Origin of the sequence: Bacillus sp. CH30_1T (assembly GCF_008364765.1) — a bacterium.
In the GTDB taxonomy this organism is placed as follows: Bacteria; Bacillota; Bacilli; order Bacillales; family Bacillaceae_B; genus Rossellomorea.
On record NZ_VTUY01000001.1, the window covers coordinates 277,927 to 293,703 of the forward strand.

At 44.1% G+C, this 15,777-nt stretch carries 16 protein-coding genes; 8 read left to right on the plus strand and 8 right to left on the minus strand.

Annotation, left to right across the window (positions count from 1 at the left end):
- Position 1 precedes the first annotated feature (1 nt).
- Positions 2 to 688: a response regulator transcription factor gene (locus F0342_RS01225; RefSeq protein WP_149154241.1), complete on the minus strand. Its 687-nt coding sequence runs from the start codon at positions 686 to 688 to the stop codon at positions 2 to 4.
- A gap of 334 nt (positions 689 to 1,022) precedes the next feature.
- Between F0342_RS01225 and katG the strand changes: the two genes are divergently transcribed.
- Positions 1,023 to 3,239, plus strand: a complete 2,217-nt coding sequence (gene katG / locus F0342_RS01230; RefSeq protein WP_149154242.1) for a catalase/peroxidase HPI — start codon at positions 1,023 to 1,025, stop codon at positions 3,237 to 3,239.
- Between the two features lie 165 nt (positions 3,240 to 3,404).
- Here katG and F0342_RS01235 read toward each other — a convergent pair whose 3' ends face one another.
- Genes F0342_RS01235 through F0342_RS01245 form a run of 3 tightly spaced genes read right to left on the minus strand, consistent with a single transcriptional unit; the run spans position 3,405 to position 5,038 of the window.
- The gene (locus tag F0342_RS01235) at positions 3,405 to 3,887 is read right to left on the minus strand and encodes a DMT family transporter (protein WP_149154243.1); all 483 of its coding nucleotides are present in this window, start codon (positions 3,885 to 3,887) and stop codon (positions 3,405 to 3,407) included.
- A gap of 13 nt (positions 3,888 to 3,900) precedes the next feature.
- Entirely contained in the window at positions 3,901 to 4,596 is a 696-nt protein-coding gene (locus F0342_RS01240) for a Crp/Fnr family transcriptional regulator (protein ID WP_149154244.1), read from the minus strand.
- A 16-nt stretch (positions 4,597 to 4,612) separates the two neighbouring features.
- Complete coding sequence (locus tag F0342_RS01245) at positions 4,613 to 5,038, minus strand: DMT family transporter (RefSeq protein ID WP_149154245.1); 426 nt, start codon at positions 5,036 to 5,038, stop codon at positions 4,613 to 4,615.
- 246 nt (positions 5,039 to 5,284) lie between these two features.
- Between F0342_RS01245 and F0342_RS01250 the strand changes: the two genes are divergently transcribed.
- Positions 5,285 to 5,836, plus strand: a complete 552-nt coding sequence (locus tag F0342_RS01250) for a DUF3231 family protein (RefSeq protein WP_149154246.1) — start codon at positions 5,285 to 5,287, stop codon at positions 5,834 to 5,836.
- A gap of 144 nt (positions 5,837 to 5,980) precedes the next feature.
- Here F0342_RS01250 and F0342_RS01255 read toward each other — a convergent pair whose 3' ends face one another.
- Together F0342_RS01255 and F0342_RS01260 are read right to left on the minus strand one after the other, a co-directional pair.
- Positions 5,981 to 6,334, minus strand: a complete 354-nt coding sequence (locus F0342_RS01255) for a hypothetical protein (RefSeq protein WP_149154247.1) — start codon at positions 6,332 to 6,334, stop codon at positions 5,981 to 5,983.
- A gap of 187 nt (positions 6,335 to 6,521) precedes the next feature.
- Positions 6,522 to 6,986, minus strand: a complete 465-nt coding sequence (locus F0342_RS01260) for a geobacillin-26 family protein (protein WP_149154248.1) — start codon at positions 6,984 to 6,986, stop codon at positions 6,522 to 6,524.
- Positions 6,987 to 7,126: 140 nt separating this feature from the next.
- On the opposite strand from F0342_RS01260, the gene ahpC reads away from it, so the two are divergent.
- The 6 genes from ahpC (at position 7,127) to F0342_RS01290 (ending at position 13,873) form a co-directional block, all read left to right on the plus strand.
- Positions 7,127 to 7,690, plus strand: coding sequence for an alkyl hydroperoxide reductase subunit C (gene ahpC / locus F0342_RS01265; RefSeq protein ID WP_113971351.1), 564 nt, complete (start codon positions 7,127 to 7,129; stop codon positions 7,688 to 7,690).
- Positions 7,691 to 7,702: 12 nt separating this feature from the next.
- A complete protein-coding gene (gene ahpF / locus F0342_RS01270; protein WP_149154249.1) occupies positions 7,703 to 9,229 on the plus strand; it encodes an alkyl hydroperoxide reductase subunit F in 1,527 nt (508 codons plus the stop codon).
- A 264-nt stretch (positions 9,230 to 9,493) separates the two neighbouring features.
- Positions 9,494 to 10,054 (plus strand): CBO0543 family protein, encoded by a 561-nt coding sequence (locus tag F0342_RS01275; protein ID WP_149154250.1) that lies wholly within the window; start codon positions 9,494 to 9,496, stop codon positions 10,052 to 10,054.
- A gap of 195 nt (positions 10,055 to 10,249) precedes the next feature.
- On the plus strand, positions 10,250 to 11,656 hold the full coding sequence (locus tag F0342_RS01280) for a spore germination protein (RefSeq protein ID WP_149154251.1): 1,407 nt from the start codon (positions 10,250 to 10,252) through the stop codon (positions 11,654 to 11,656).
- A gap of 31 nt (positions 11,657 to 11,687) precedes the next feature.
- Positions 11,688 to 12,782 carry a GerAB/ArcD/ProY family transporter gene (locus tag F0342_RS01285; RefSeq protein WP_149154252.1) on the plus strand — a complete coding sequence of 365 codons (1,095 nt, stop codon included), beginning with the start codon at positions 11,688 to 11,690 and terminating at the stop codon, positions 12,780 to 12,782.
- Positions 12,779 to 13,873, plus strand: a complete 1,095-nt coding sequence (locus F0342_RS01290) for a Ger(x)C family spore germination protein (protein WP_188048353.1) — start codon at positions 12,779 to 12,781, stop codon at positions 13,871 to 13,873. Before F0342_RS01285 ends, F0342_RS01290 begins: the two co-directional genes overlap by 4 nt.
- 224 nt (positions 13,874 to 14,097) lie before the next feature.
- Here F0342_RS01290 and F0342_RS01295 read toward each other — a convergent pair whose 3' ends face one another.
- Positions 14,098 to 14,790, minus strand: a complete 693-nt coding sequence (locus F0342_RS01295; protein WP_188048354.1) for a Dph6-related ATP pyrophosphatase — start codon at positions 14,788 to 14,790, stop codon at positions 14,098 to 14,100.
- A 153-nt stretch (positions 14,791 to 14,943) separates the two neighbouring features.
- Positions 14,944 to 15,504, minus strand: a complete 561-nt coding sequence (locus F0342_RS01300) for an AAA family ATPase (RefSeq protein WP_149154255.1) — start codon at positions 15,502 to 15,504, stop codon at positions 14,944 to 14,946.
- Positions 15,505 to 15,777 lie beyond the last annotated feature (273 nt).

The following is a 15,777-nucleotide window of genomic DNA, read 5'->3' on the forward strand; positions in this document are numbered from 1 at the left end:
ATCAATCGCCTGCCTTATATCCCATACCGCGAACGGTCTTGATGATCGTTGGTCGCTGCGGATGGTCCTCTAACTTCTCACGGAGCCTCTTGATATAAACAGTCAACGTGTTATCATTGACAAAATCACCGGCCACATCCCAAATTCGATCGAGGAGCTGAGCCCTCGTCAACACCTGTCCGACATGATTCGCAAAGATGAGGAGAAGCCGGTATTCCAAAGCGGTCAATACTACCTCATCACCATTCTTATACACTTTCCCCTCCAATGTGTTAATCCTGATATCCTCAATATCCATCCACACGTTTGCCTGTGACGGCTTTTTCTGATACCGCCGGAGCACCGATCGGATACGGGAAAGCAGCTCACGGACCCGGAACGGCTTCGTGATATAATCATCCGCTCCCATATCCAACCCCATCACGACGTTCACTTCGTCATCCAGCGCTGTCAAAAAGATCACCGGCTTATCATCCCGCTTCTTCACCATCTCACACAAATCATAGCCGCTCCCATCAGGAAGCGACAAATCAAACAAACACAAATCGATTTCACCTAACCGATCATCAATCATAGCTTTTGCAGACTCCGCATCATAACAAACAATTGTTCCATATTCCTCCTGACGCAACGAATACTCCAACCCAGCCGCAATCGTCCAATCATCCTCTACCAACAACACTTTCATATACATACACCCTAACCGTCATTCATTTTTATTAACATATTTTATCATGGAAGCGGGATCCAGGGACAGGTTCCTGTCAGTCGATGCTTTTCCCTTTCCCTTGAAATCTGTTTCATTCATGTTATTCCCCGTCGACTTCCTCTTATTCTATAAGGAGCCTTCTACTTGATACATTTTCCATAAAAATCCGTTGATTCAACACTTCTCACTTTGAATCAGACTCCTGGTCCACTATAATATAAATAAGAATTATCATAATAATCTAACTTCTTATCTCTAGCAAATGGTAATGGTTTACTCGACCCTTGTCCCATACTTGAAAGGAGAAATGTAAATGGAAAATAACAATCGCCCTGACCAAAAGGATCACTCAGCAGCTGCAGGACAGTGCCCTGTCACCCACCACAAGGATAGCGCCATCACGACAACGACGGCCCCGGGTGGTACGACGAATAAAGACTGGTGGCCGAACATGTTGAACTTGAATATCCTTCGCCAGCATGACACAAAATCGAGCCCGATGGGGGAAGACTTCAATTATAAGGAAGAATTCTCGAAGCTGGATTACGATGCCCTGAAACAGGATCTCCATAACCTGATGACAGACAGCCAGGACTGGTGGCCGGCTGACTACGGTCACTACGGCCCATTCTTCATCCGGATGTCTTGGCATGCTGCAGGTACATACCGCGAGACGGACGGACGCGGAGGCGGTTCATCAGGTTCACAGCGCTTTGCCCCGCTCAATAGCTGGCCGGATAATGTCAATCTTGATAAAGCCCGCCGTCTGTTATGGCCGATCAAGCAAAAGTATGGAAACAAAATTTCATGGGCGGACTTGCTCGTCCTGACAGGTAACGTGGCCCTTGAGTCCATGGGCTTGAAAACATTCGGATTCGGTGCAGGACGAGAAGATATCTGGCATCCTGAGGAAGATGTGTATTGGGGAAATGAGAAGGAATGGCTTGCTGACAACCGTTACTCAGGCGACCGTGAGCTAGAAAATCCACTCGCTGCCGTCCAGATGGGTCTCATCTACGTGAATCCGGAAGGTCCAAACGGTGAACCGGATCCACTGGGAAGCGCCCGTGATATCCGCGATACGTTCGGACGAATGGGAATGAACGACTATGAAACCGTGGCCCTTATCGCAGGTGGTCACACATTCGGGAAGGCCCATGGAGCCGGTGACGCATCTCTTGTCGGTGATGATCCTGAAGCTGCGGATCTTGAGACACAAGGATTCGGCTGGATCAGCTCACACGGAAGTGGAAAAGGACGCGACACGATATCAAGCGGTGTCGATGGTGCCTGGACGACGAATCCGACGAAGTGGGACAATGGTTACTTCGACCTCCTATTCGGCTATGAGTGGGAGAAAACGAAGAGTGCGGCAGGCGCGTCCCAATGGGCACCGGTCGGCATGACGGAAGAGCATATGGCACCGGACGCCGAAGATTCATCGATTAAAGTGAAGACGATGATGACAACCGCCGATATGGCGTTACGTACGGACCCGGACTATGAAAAAATTTCCCGTCGTTTCCATGAGAATCCGGAAGAGTTTGCCGATGCCTTCTCCCGCGCCTGGTTCAAACTCCTTCACCGCGACATGGGGCCGAAAGCAAGATACTGGGGTCCAGAGGTTCCGGATGAAGAGTTGATCTGGCAGGATCCGGTTCCTTCGGTGGATTATGATCTATCTGAAGGTGAAGTCGCCTCTCTGAAAGAAAAGATCCTCAACACAGGATTAACCGTAAGCGAGCTGGTAAAAACCGCTTGGGCTTCAGCCAGCACTTACCGCGGTTCCGATATGCGCGGAGGCGCGAACGGTGCACGTATCCGTCTCGCTCCTCAGAAAGACTGGGAAGCGAACGAACCGGAACAGCTTGAAAAAGTCCTGGGTGTTTACGAAGACCTTCAAAGCAAGCTGGACAAAAAAGTCAGCCTGGCTGATTTGATTGTTTTAGGAGGAAACGCAGCCATCGAAAAAGCCGCTAGTGACGCCGGATTCGAGGTAACCGTTCCATTCTCTCCTGGCCGTGGCGATGCAACGGCCGAGCAGACCGATGTGGAAAACTTCGGTGTACTTGAGCCCGTTTCAGACGGATTCCGTAACTACCAAAAGCAGGAATACGCTGTCAGCCCGGAAGAAATGCTCGTGGATAAATCACAGCTACTAGGTCTGACTGCGCCGGAAATGACCGTCCTTCTCGGAGGTATGCGTGTTCTTGGCGCTAACCACGGTGATGCGGATCACGGCGTATTCACAGACCGCGTCGGTGCATTGACCAACGACTTCTTCGTGAACCTGCTGGACATGGGCATCGAGTGGAGACCGAACGGATTCAATCAATATGAAGGACGTGACCGTCAAACGGGTAAAGTGGTTCGTACGGCATCACGCTTTGACCTGGTGTTCGGTTCCAACTCTGTGCTTCGTGCTCTTGCTGAAGTGTATGCGCAGGATGACAACAAAGAGAAATTTGTCCGTGACTTTGTTGCCGCTTGGGTAAAGGTGATGGATGCGGATCGGTTTGATTTGAGATAAAGTGAACACGCCTCCTCCCTGTTGGGAGGAGGCGTGTTTTTTTGATGTGACTGGCAAAGACTTTTCAACCTTTTTTAGTAAAAATTTCACTTAAAATGGATGACTTGCGGCATAGGAACCTGAATCTTTCTCATTCAGCTGACCAATCTCCAAAAAAAGGTCTCTTTATATCGTTAAACTCTCACTTTCACGTACAACTTCAGGATTCTTTTCCGTCCGCTTCTCCAACTTATAAACCAACACCCCGCCAATCAACAGACCGATCCCAAGAATCTTCTCCCAGGAAAGTGCAGACGGTTCAAAGCCGAACCATCCACCTGTATTGACGATAAAGGCAATGGAGATTTGAGAAATAAGTGCGATCGAGATCGCATACGCCGGTCCGATCAACGTGACTCCCCTCATCAGGAAGAACACGATCCCGACTCCGAATACCCCGCTGAACAGAAAGACAGGATTGACCCCGCTGAAGTCCAGCAGACTTTTATCTTCCATTGTATAAAATACCGGCAGAGAACATACAAGGCCGAGGCCGAGGACAAGGCTCGTCGTTGCCCATGGGCCTGTTTTTTCACTGACTCGTGCATTAAAGACATTTTGCAAACTGATTAAGATTCCTGCCATGATGGCTAATCCGATTCCGATCATCTTTAGACCCTCCTTATTCATAGATGTTTCCTTTCGCAAGGATGCTGAGTTTTTCAAGATCTTTGATGGTGATGGAACCGTTGACCCGTTCGATTAGGTCGTCGGTTGCCATCTTCTTTAGTACCCGGTTCAGGTGACGGTAGCTGGTACCGATCCATTCGGCGAGCTCCATGAGATTGGACGTATGCATTTCCTGATGGAACATGGTCCCTTCGCCTGCTTCAGAAATGGATAGCAAATAGCTCGCTAATCGTACTTCGACGGGATACAGCATATGCATGCTCGTTATATGTGATTCCGTATAAAACTTGTGGGCAACTGTATCAAATAGAAAACGCATGATCGCTGGATGCTCCTTCTCAAGCCTTGAGAGATCCGTGAACGGAACTGATAAGAACACCCCGTCCGTGACGGCTTCCACTGAATTGAGAACCGCAGTACCCTTCGCATATTCCACATCCCCGATCAGGGCCAGGGGACGCTTGAATCGATTGATCAATAGCTTCCCTTCAGGTGTATGGGTGAATATCTTGATTTTCCCCTCCATGAGGAAGTACAGTTCATGGAGCTCTTCCCCCGTCGAAAAAGGATTGTCCCCTTTTTCAAAAGAATACATCTTGATATGCTTTCTGAAATCCGCCGGAAATAACTCATCCAGCTCGAATTGTTTTATATAATGATTGGGAGCAGCCCCTTGTATTTCTTTCATCGTTAGACTCCTTCTTCTACAATTGGAAAAGGACGACCCCTGCAAGCATCATCGAGAGTCCGACTGCCTGCCTCGGCGTAACCGGGATCTTCTTCTCCCCGAACCATCCCCGTGACTCAATGAGGAATGCAGTCCCGATTTGTGCAACGAGAAGGATCGCAATGGCCGATGCCGGACCGATCATGTGAATCGCCGTCAGTTCTGAAAACACCACGATCACACCGAACGATCCCCCGATCAAATACAGGAACGCCACCTTCCTGAAGCTCTTTCCTTTTCCATCTCTTACTTTCATATATATCGTCATCGCAATCGTAAAGGCCACAAGGTGTACCATCGAAGTCGTATGCCACCCGCCGATCGCGTCACTCATCCTTGCATTGAAGATTCCCTGCATCGTGATACAAAGTCCACCAAGCAGCGCAAATAAAGCACCTTTCATCGTTCATCCTCCTATTCTTTGTTCTATTAAATAGGAGGTTGGCGTTTTTCGAAAGGACATATGTCCTAAGGGTTGCCGATTTGGTGATTTGGTAAACCATGAGCCCAGGGGACAGGTATCTTGGCTACCTTCAAAGCACCTAGACAAATTTTGGCTTCCGGTGTTCCTGATCACCCTGAAATGCAGAACAACAGATTAAAAGGATAATAATTGGAAATAATGGTAGTAAAAAAAGGATGACAATGAATGCAGAATCTCTTTGAAACCGCTTTTGATTACCTGCGAACCACCTTTGATACAGAACCAAAGACACCTCCACATATCGGTGAAGCGATGGGATGTTGGATCTATTTCACTGCCTTGGCAGAAGAAGTACCTGTCCTCGAAGCTTCATTAAATACAACGACAGACGACGATTTAATCCAACTCATTAACAAATCAAAGAAGCTTGGGCAACACCAATTGAATATACTTCAACAATTCATGGTAGAAGAAGGCATACCCCTATCGAAAACGTCAGAAACCAGACCTAAATCTGACCCCAACAGTATTCCCTTAGGGGCCAAAATGACAGATGATGAAATCGCTAACTTTATCTCCATTAAAATTGCCTCGAATATTGTGATGTGTGCCACAAACATGAGCCAAAGCGTTCGTAATGATATGAGTCTCATGTGGTCACGATTTCAGACTGAAAAAATGGTGCTTGGTATGGAACTGAAAACAGCTATGCGCAAAAGAGGATGGCTAAAGGTACCACCGTACTATTATCCTCCAGGGGTACCTAAAAACCAGTAAGTACAATCATATGGAAAGAAGCTGAAGATCCTTTTCTTGATCTTCAGCTTTTGTGACTTTTCCCCTTTAACCAATCTATTTTTTACAAGTAATTGATGATCGATAAAAAAGTCAATCAATACCGATGGGACTGACCTCTTGGCTTTAATTTGAAGTACAACCCAGGAGTCTCCCAATATTCATAACCATCAACACCATCATGATCATCACAATGATATAAAAAATACTGCTATGAATCATTCCTGTAACCATTTGAAATCCAACAAACAGCAGTAGAAACGACGCATTCCAGATCAATTTTATCTTGCTTACCTTTCCCTCATTAATACCCTTACTGAATCTGGGGTAATAGATTCCTAAACCCAGCAGGATGAGGATTGTCGATAGATTAATGAAAGTTGTGAAATCTCCAAACAGATTCATCCTGCTGATAGAAAAATAGAAAAGAATTAAATACAATACCAGTAGGAAAAGGTTGAATCTGATTATGTTTGTCATGCTATTCCCTCCTAAATTGCCAAGGTACCTTGTGTCTACTAACTCTTTTTCGAATCAATCCCCACCACCAAACGATCACATATATATAACCGAACAGACTTTTCCCGAAAAATTGAAAAACTGGATCCTATTTCAGACCAATCTGCCTCTGTTGCACACCCCACCAGTGCCACCGAATGTACAGCTTTCACGAATCAGTCAAGGTGACGTAATAATATCCCACATCCTCTATAGCTGCCTTCATCCCTATAAAAGACGTAATGCCATAATACACCGCACCCAAAGTCAAACAAGCTATGATCACCCCACTTACCCGGGGGATATGGTTGGTTTTTTTATAAAAGACCAGTGTCGTAATGCCGACAATGATAAGGTAGCAAATCGATAGAATGAGCCCGAATTTGTGACTGTCCAGATCATTCACAGCCGTTCGAAAACGGTCCAGATGATCTTGATTTTCCTGGTTCTCGTCGATCGTCACTAAGTGACCTTGATAACCGATTTTCCACGTGAATGTATTATCCCCTTTTATGACCGCGTATTGATAATCACCCGAACTTCCTTCCCCTATCACAAATGGTGCCGCCGCATAGATATGGACGGGAAGTAGGGTGATAAGCATCGTAAACAGGACAAGCAATCGTTTATTCAACTACATCTTCCTTTCTATTAGAACCTCAATCTTTTCCCTTGACAAAAAAAAGTAAATATATAATAATAAATATCGAATTAGAATTATTATAATCTATTAATGATTCTCAATCACACAAACCACTAGGAGGAATTTACACTATGTCATTAATCGGTTCACAAGTCGTACCATTTAAAGCAGAAGCATTCAAAGATGGTGAGTTCATCACTGTTACAGACGAAAGCCTGAAAGGTCAATGGAGCATCTTCTGCTTCTACCCTGCAGACTTCACATTTGTATGCCCGACAGAACTTGAAGACCTTCAAAATAACTATGAAACGCTTAAAGAGCTTGGCGTAGAAGTATATTCAGTTTCTACGGACACTCACTTTACACATAAAGGCTGGCACGACAGCTCTGAAAAAATCGGTAAAATCAAATATGCCATGATCGGTGACCCATCTCAACGCATCACTCGCGGTTTCGATGTATTAAATGAAGAAGATGGTCTTGCTGACCGCGGAACATTCATCATCGATCCGGATGGTATCATCCAGGCAGTTGAAATCAATGCAGGCGGAATCGGCCGCGATGCAGATATTCTAGTTAGCAAAATCAAGGCGGCACAATATGTGCGCAACAACCCAGGCGAAGTTTGCCCGGCTAAATGGCAGGAAGGTTCTGAAACACTTAAGCCAAGCCTTGATCTAGTTGGTAAATTATAAGGAGTGCTGAGCATGCTTGAAGCAGATATAAAAGCACAATTAGAACAATACCTGCAGATGATGGAAGGCGACATCGTCCTGAAAGTCAGTGCAGGCGACGATGCCATTTCGAAGGATATGCTGGCTCTTGTTGAAGAGCTCTCTTCCATGTCAACCCGCATCAGTGTTGAAAAAGCAGAACTGACAAGAACACCAAGCTTCAGCGTGAATCGTCCTGGTGAAGAGACCGGCATCATTTTTGCCGGGATCCCCCTTGGACACGAATTCACATCCTTGGTCCTTGCTCTCCTTCAAGTCAGTGGCAGAGCGCCGAAAGTGGATCAAAGCGTCATTGACCAGATCAAGAGTGTCAAAGGCGATCACCACTTCGAAACGTATGTCAGCCTAAGCTGTCACAACTGTCCTGACGTGGTGCAGGCACTGAACATCATGAGTGTCCTGAACCCGAACATCACGCACACTATGATCGACGGAGCTGCCTTCAAGGAAGAAGTGGAACGCAAGAACGTGATGGCCGTTCCTGCTGTCTACCTGAATGCGGAATTCTTCAACGGCGGACGCACGACCCTGGAAGAAATTCTTTCTAAGATCGTGGAAGGCCCCGGTGCGGATGAGCTATCGGATAAAGATCCTTATGATGTCCTTGTCGTCGGTGGCGGACCTGCAGGAGCCAGTGCGGCGATCTATGCTGCACGTAAAGGGATCCGTACGGGAATCGTTGCAGAACGCTTCGGTGGTCAGGTCCTTGATACAATGAGCATCGAGAACTTCATCAGTGTGAAGCACACGGAAGGACCTAAGCTTGTGGCTAGCCTAGAAGAGCATGTGAAAGACTACGGCATCGATGTCATGAACCTTCAGCGCGCAAGCCGTCTTGAGAAAAAAGACCTTGTCGAGCTTGAGCTTGAAAACGGTGCTGTCCTGAAAAGTAAGAGTCTGATCATCTCGACAGGTGCACGCTGGCGTAACATCGGCGTTCCTGGTGAGCAGGAGTTCAAGAACAAAGGAGTGGCGTACTGCCCTCATTGTGACGGACCACTGTTCGAAGGCAAAGATGTCGCTGTCATCGGCGGAGGAAACTCCGGGATCGAAGCAGCCATCGACCTTGCAGGAATCGTCAAGCATGTTACGGTCCTTGAGTTCAATCCTGATCTGAAGGCGGATGACGTCTTGCAGAAGCGTCTTCACAGCCTGCCGAACGTCACGGTGCTGACAAACGTCCAGACACAGGAAATCACCGGTACGGATAAAGTAAACGGAATTACCTACACCGATCGTGATACACACGAAGAGAAACACATCGAACTGCAAGGAGTGTTCGTCCAAATCGGTCTCGTTCCAAATACAGACTGGCTCGGTGACCTTGTAGAACGCACAAAATTCGGTGAAATCGTGGTTGATAAACATGGTGCCACCAACGTCCCTGGCGTATTCGCTGCAGGAGACTGCACAGACAGCCCATACAACCAAATCATCATTTCCATGGGATCAGGAGCGAACGCCGCACTAGGCGCATTCGACTACCTTATCCGGAATTGATCTACTATAGAGGTCCGTCCCTCCATCTTGAGGGACGGACCTTTCATCTTTTCAGGACAGCTTCTTCCGAAACAGACTCCGAACCATCCGTCCTTTCAAATCATCAGGAAACCCCAGCCCAGACAAACCAGGAATAAATCTTAAGTACAAACCGCGACGAATAAATCACTTATTTTCTCTAATACTACTTAATACTACCATTTCAAATCTATTGGAGTATGGACAGACAAAACCTTTTATACACCAAGGGGTCTGGAGGGAAAAATGAGCACCGAACAAAAAATCCATAAAATATATGAAACCATGCATCAAACTTACATAGAAAAATTCGAATTATGGCGAGAAGAAATTATGTTCGGGTGGCAGTGGTGGATAGGAGTTTTTCTGACAATCATCCCTTGGATCTTATGGGCCAAATACCGCCCAAAAGAGAGCACCCACAGGTTATTATATATCGCCTTTTTTGTCATGGTTATCGCGATTTGGCTGGATAGCATCGGGGTCCAATTGGGATTATGGCATTACAATTATGAGGTTCTTCCCTTCTCCCCTTCTTATAAACCATGGGATATTACCCTAATTCCTGTATTAACAATTGTTTTCATTCAAATCAAACCAAACGTAAGTTTCCTTAAAAAAGGGATACTATATGGTTTTTTGGTTTCATTTATAGCAGAGCCGGTATTTGTGTGGAGTGATTTTGTCGTTTATACAGGATGGAAATACATTTATTCATTTCCTATTTATACAGGAATTTATTTCATCTCTCATTATTTAAGCACGAGAAATCACTTTGGTCGGATACAAAAGAATAGGGACTATTGATACTTATAATCAAAACTCTTGCTATAGAAAAAAGAGGTACAGAAAATCCTGTTCCATTCTGCCCTTTGCAATGATCAATGGGCGAATTCTCCAGGCAAGGTATTGTCTGTCCAATCGCTCCCTTCTTTATCGAACATAAATAACACCATTTGGGGCAAGAATATTAGAAATACCAGAGCGGCAGGTGAACTATAAATGAGTCCTTCTAAAAAGCTGTCAAAAAAAATTGAAGAGAATGTAGAGATCATTCGATCTGCCGTCTATGAAGCAGAAGATTTGAAGATGAGGGATCTCATTTTCCTGAATAAGCCTTGCAAACTTCTCTTTATCGACTCTCTAGTGGATAAAAAGTTGATAGAAAGAAATATTATTGAGCCGCTTCTTGAATGCAAAGAGGAGACTGGCCCGGAATCCGTGATAAAAAATGCGGAGTATAGTAGAACGACCGATTTAGAAGTGACCGTGAATGGTCTCCTCGAGGGGGACTGTGCCCTGTTGTCAGAAGGTGTAAATTCCGCCCTTCTGATGCCCGTTGCCGCCGGTGATGATAGGGCCATTCAGGAACCGGAAAATGAACACATCATCAAAGGATCCCATGATGGCTTTACGGAGAATATCAGTAAAAACATCTTCTTAATCAGGCGAAGAGTGAAAAACCCTTCAATACGAATTAAAAATTATACGTTGGGCTCTACTACAAATACAAAAGCATCGATTGTATACATTGAGGAACTGGTGGATCATGGTCCATTAGACGTATTAATAAAAAGGATAGAAGCGGTGGATGTTAAGGAGCTTCAATCTGCGGGGGAATTGGAAGAATTAATTGAAGACAACAGCTATTCTGTATTCCCACAAATATTATCAACTGAAAGACCCGACCGGGCAGCATCCTATTTATTAGAAGGGAAATCACTTGTAATCGTGGATGGAACTCCACACGTACTGGTTTCTCCTATTACCTTTTTCAGCTTTTATCAGTCACCTGATGACTATAATAGTAGATGGATCATCGGGTCATTTTTCCGGCTCATACGTATATTCAGCTTTTTGGTTGCCATCTGCTTACCCGCCATTTATATTGCAGTCGTTTCCTTTCATTCAGAAGTTCTGCCTATCGGGATTCAATATGCGATCAGAGTTCAAATTGAATATGTCCCGCTGCCACCATTCTTTGAAGCCATTGCTATGCAGCTTGTGCTGGAACTGTTAAAGGAGGCGGCGATCCGTCTCCCTTCACCAATCGCACAAACAATCGGGATTGTCGGCGGTTTGGTCATCGGGACTGCAATAGTAGAAGCAGGTTTTGTTTCCAACACGATGATCGTCGTCATTGCACTTACTGCCATTGCCTCATTCGTAGCACCTGTCAACCAAATGGGGACGGGTGCCAGAATCATGGCTTTCCCCGTAATGGTCGCTGCCACTTTTTTTGGCTTTTTAGGCATTGTCCTTGCTCTTTCAGTATTACTGATACACCTCTGCAGGTTGGAGTCTTTCGGAAAACCTTACTTGGAACCCTTAGCCCCATTACACTTCAAGGGAATTAAAGATTCATTTATCAAAACCAAAAAGAGGAATAACACTTTAAAACAAACGTAGGTAATCCAGAAACGAAAGTGTGGAATCGTCAATGTCACAGACAGGATCCCTAACGAACTGGCAGATATTCTTTCTTATGACCCAAACTCAAGTTGGATTCGCCATTCTAACACTGCCGAATACCTTGCAAAGTACAAGTAAAGGAGACGGCTGGATGTCGGTTCTTTTGGCAGGAGTGGCTCTCCAGTTGTTTCTAGTTATTATCTGGTTATTATTGAGACGTTTCCCCAATTTAAACTATGCCGAAATCACAATATTTTTACTGGGGAAATATGTAGGAAGCTTTGTAAATATGATCATCTATCTTTACTTTATCGTAACTGCATCGTTTGTATTGCTTCGGTTTTCGTCCATTATAAAAGAACATCTGTTGACGATCACTCCTTATTGGGTAATCGGATTGCTGATGATGCTTACCTGTACGTATTTAGCCATCAGTGACATTCGTATTATCGCCAGATTCTTTGGGCTCATATCCATTCTTTTTCTTTTCTTGTTTGGAATCTCTTTTTTTTCCTTTCTTTTGCCTGTGGACTTACATCATATTCTCCCTTTAGGAAACACCGGCATAAAGGAAATTACCATCGGCAGCAAAGATTGCCTGTTAGCCATTTTAGGATTTGAGGTGATCCTGTTTTTATATCCCCTCGCCTCCAAGAAGGGAACTTCATTCTTAAAAGTGATCACATGGGCCAATGTCTTTGTAACAGGTTTAACTACTTATTTTGTCATTCTTTGTATCATGATTTTCAGTGAATCAGCCCTGAAACAAATTAAATATCCCGTTATCTACTTTTTGCGGCCCCTTCATTTTCAAATGGTAGACCGTATCGATTTACTTTTTATATCGATATGGATTGTCCCGCTGGCAGCATCGATTGTCATCTATATATATTTGAGCAGTAAAAGTCTTTCTTTTTTCAAGGGCAAACCTGTTAATCTGGTTTTGATGAATAGCACATTGATTTTCGTCCTATTTACGATCGCAAAGAAAGATCCAGACTCCCAAGAACTCTATTCCAACTATGTTGAATATTTGAGCTATGCAGTCGTATTCGCCGTTCCATGCATTCTGCTTTTGTTTTCTTACCTAGTAAAGAAACGGGAAAAGGAGGTTTCCTATTGAGAAAAATTCCGGTTATTTTCATTGCTATGTTCTTTCTGGCAGGGTGCTGGGACCAAAACCAGCTAAACGATAACAGACTAGTGAACGGGATCAGTTTTGACAAGGCTGAAGAGTCCGATCATATTCTGGGGACAGTCAGGGCGATTAATATACGCAGCGCTGGTGGAGGTAAGTTTGAAGTGAAGGATGAATTTTATGAAACTGAGAACGAAACGGTTACCCAGCTTGCGGTGGATCTTCAAAATAAAGTATCCGGGAATATGGATGTTGGAAAAGCATTTGTCATTGTTGTCGGGGAAGAATTGGCCAAAACCAAGGGAATCACCTCACTAGTTGAGCCGATTCTTCGATCCACCAGGGGATATATCTCCTCGCGTATTGTGATAAGTGAAGGAAAAGGACATGAAATCTTGTCCTTGAAGCTTGAAGATAGCCCCATTGTTTTCGAGGTGGATAATCTGCTGACCGGTGGGACAAAAGGAACATCTATTCCTAAAGAAACCACGTTTACTGCTTGGAATGAAATATCAGACAAGACAAATGATATCTTTCTCCCCTATATTAAAAAAGATAACCAAGACAAGGTGATGCTGGCAGGGTCAGCCTTATTTAACGGTGATAAATTCACTGGTGATACACTGACAACAAGCCAGACCTCACTTCTGCTTATATTAAGGAATGAATTGGAAAACAGGGCGATATTAAGTATAAGATCAGACGAGTTAAGTCAGCCTTTTACCATTGTCATTGATAAGGCCAAGACAAAAATGGATGTCAGGAAAAAAAACGGGAAAGTCACCTGCACAATAACCGCTGATCTACAAGCAAGAATACAAAGCTATTATGAAGACAAACCTTCTGAAGATCTCAAGAACTTAAATACATTAGCTTCAAAGAAACTCACGAAAAAAGCAAAAGAACTTACCGATCTTTTAATCAAAGCCAATAGTGACGCTTTAGGAATCGCCAAAGATCTCTCCACAAAATATCCTGATTCTTGGAATGCCGAAGCGTGGAAACAGGATTATCAACAAGTGACGATAAATCCAAAGGTAAACGTTATGATCCTCGGTTCTAACAATCTTAAGTAAATCTTTGCATTCGTTGATTAAGTTTAAAGCACAATAACTTAGTGTTTTTATTACATCAAACAGGATAGCTCACTTTTTTTTAAAAAAACCGGCCAATTCCACATTGGCCGGTTTTCCAAATAAAGAATTCTGCACTAGATGATATTTCAATTACTCACGCAATGCGCATTGTACCGTTGGATCAGTGTGAAAAACAGCCTGATCATACGTATTGATTTAGAAAATTATCTTGGTTTAACTGGTAGTAAATCTATGAATAAGAACCTATCCTTTTTAGTGAGATAATCAGGTACCACCCGCTCTTCCCCTAATACATACTCAAGCGAGAACCTAAAATTTGGCCCATCAAACACAAACGAATGAAACTCCCCATTCTCACCGCAAATATCACGAGTCTCCTCGGGATAATCCCGTATAAACGCTTCATCATATACCCTGCCTGCAAAGGACCGATCCAATTGATCCATATCCACACAAGTGAGCACGGTTTGAAACCCGAGGTCAATAAATTCACGGCTCAATTCCCCCACAGACCGACCCCAAAGAGGAAAAACCGGAGTGATCCCCGTTCCCGAAAGCATCTTCTCTCGATACTCTCGAACATCCTTTAGATGAATATCCCCGAAGACCATGTGGGTGACCCCGTCCTCCAGCATATCTGAGACCGCTCTCTCCATTCGCTCCTGATACAACTCATTAGAACACTCCTCAGGGATCCAGACCTCACGAAGCGGAATCCCGAGCGACTCCGCCTGCCTCTTCAACAGCTCATACCGGACGCCATGAATCGAAACCCGGTCGAACCCTTCCGTCAGAGTCACGAGCAATGAATCAATCTCGTATTCCTGAATTTGTTGAATTCCATATAATGCCAGGGTGGAATCCTTTCCACCGCTGAATGCTATGACTGTTTTCATTTTGGCCTCCATGTTTACGATTTTGTTTATTCTATCAACCAGCTTTCATCCTGGTCACTTACTTAAAACCAATTATTTCAAACCTAAGGAATGAACTCAATCATAACTTCACTGGTAGGAGTAAATGAGCAGTGAAGTTAACATTTTCCTATATTATAATTGAAATTTCTCCTTAATTAACATTGCCACTTCTTCCGCACTCAAGTTTGTATTGTTTATCTTTATATAGTTTGAATATTTCATTTCACCTTCTAAAGAATTCAATCTGTAGTCCTCCATCGACTTCTTCAAATCACCTTCAGACCAATCGATATCCCTTTTTGATGGCTTATGTTCAAGTCTATTTGAACTTTTATTTCGCTCAAGTCTTTCTTCTAAATCTGCCTCAAGCTCGACAAAGTAAACAGTACCTCCTTTGGACTCGAACAACTGAGAAACTTGATTAATATAATCCCAGTCCTCTTGCATATCAAATGCCCAGACGTAAGTGAAAATCATTCCATACAAATCACTCTTTGATACTTCTTCAAATATCTCACGACGAAACAGACTGACTAATCTCTTTCCTTCTTTCGTGCCGTAGTCAAAGAAATGACTGACCAAGTCAATCGTCATATGATTATGAAATAGTTTCAAATCCGTAAGCTTAGCTAATTCTTGTCCAACTGTCATTTTACCAACCGCTTGAGGTCCAATTACAAGAACAAATTTCATGAGCTCTCTCCTTCATTAACAAAATAAAGTTCGTCTGAAAAATTTTCGTCATGCTTTATAACATTATGTATCCCCGTTCCGGTATCCCCGCGCTTCTACTGATTCTGTATTTGCCACCACGTTTTGTACTCCTTTTGAAAAGCTTGCGTTATTTTGATCATTTTCTACCGATTACTCAGTAAAAATGGCCGGTTACTTGAAAAATCGATCCTAGATAGGCCAATATTAAGGAATCACCCCGTCATTCTGCTGCATCATAAGTCTCCAAATCCA

Excerpts from the sequence above, each read along its gene's own strand:
- F0342_RS01225 (WP_149154241.1), bottom strand. The coding sequence starts at position 688 with ATGAAAGTGTTGTTGGTAGAGGATGATTGGACGATTGCGGCTGGGTTG.
- katG (WP_149154242.1), top strand. The coding sequence starts at position 1,023 with ATGGAAAATAACAATCGCCCTGACCAAAAGGATCACTCAGCAGCTGCA.
- F0342_RS01235 (WP_149154243.1), bottom strand. The coding sequence starts at position 3,887 with ATGATCGGAATCGGATTAGCCATCATGGCAGGAATCTTAATCAGTTTG.
- F0342_RS01240 (WP_149154244.1), bottom strand. The coding sequence starts at position 4,596 with ATGAAAGAAATACAAGGGGCTGCTCCCAATCATTATATAAAACAATTC.
- F0342_RS01245 (WP_149154245.1), bottom strand. The coding sequence starts at position 5,038 with ATGAAAGGTGCTTTATTTGCGCTGCTTGGTGGACTTTGTATCACGATG.
- F0342_RS01250 (WP_149154246.1), top strand. The coding sequence starts at position 5,285 with ATGCAGAATCTCTTTGAAACCGCTTTTGATTACCTGCGAACCACCTTT.
- F0342_RS01255 (WP_149154247.1), bottom strand. The coding sequence starts at position 6,334 with ATGACAAACATAATCAGATTCAACCTTTTCCTACTGGTATTGTATTTA.
- ahpC (WP_113971351.1), top strand. The coding sequence starts at position 7,127 with ATGTCATTAATCGGTTCACAAGTCGTACCATTTAAAGCAGAAGCATTC.
- ahpF (WP_149154249.1), top strand. The coding sequence starts at position 7,703 with ATGCTTGAAGCAGATATAAAAGCACAATTAGAACAATACCTGCAGATG.
- F0342_RS01275 (WP_149154250.1), top strand. The coding sequence starts at position 9,494 with ATGAGCACCGAACAAAAAATCCATAAAATATATGAAACCATGCATCAA.
- F0342_RS01280 (WP_149154251.1), top strand. The coding sequence starts at position 10,250 with ATGAGTCCTTCTAAAAAGCTGTCAAAAAAAATTGAAGAGAATGTAGAG.
- F0342_RS01285 (WP_149154252.1), top strand. The coding sequence starts at position 11,688 with ATGTCACAGACAGGATCCCTAACGAACTGGCAGATATTCTTTCTTATG.
- F0342_RS01295 (WP_188048354.1), bottom strand. The coding sequence starts at position 14,790 with ATGAAAACAGTCATAGCATTCAGCGGTGGAAAGGATTCCACCCTGGCA.
- F0342_RS01300 (WP_149154255.1), bottom strand. The coding sequence starts at position 15,504 with ATGAAATTTGTTCTTGTAATTGGACCTCAAGCGGTTGGTAAAATGACA.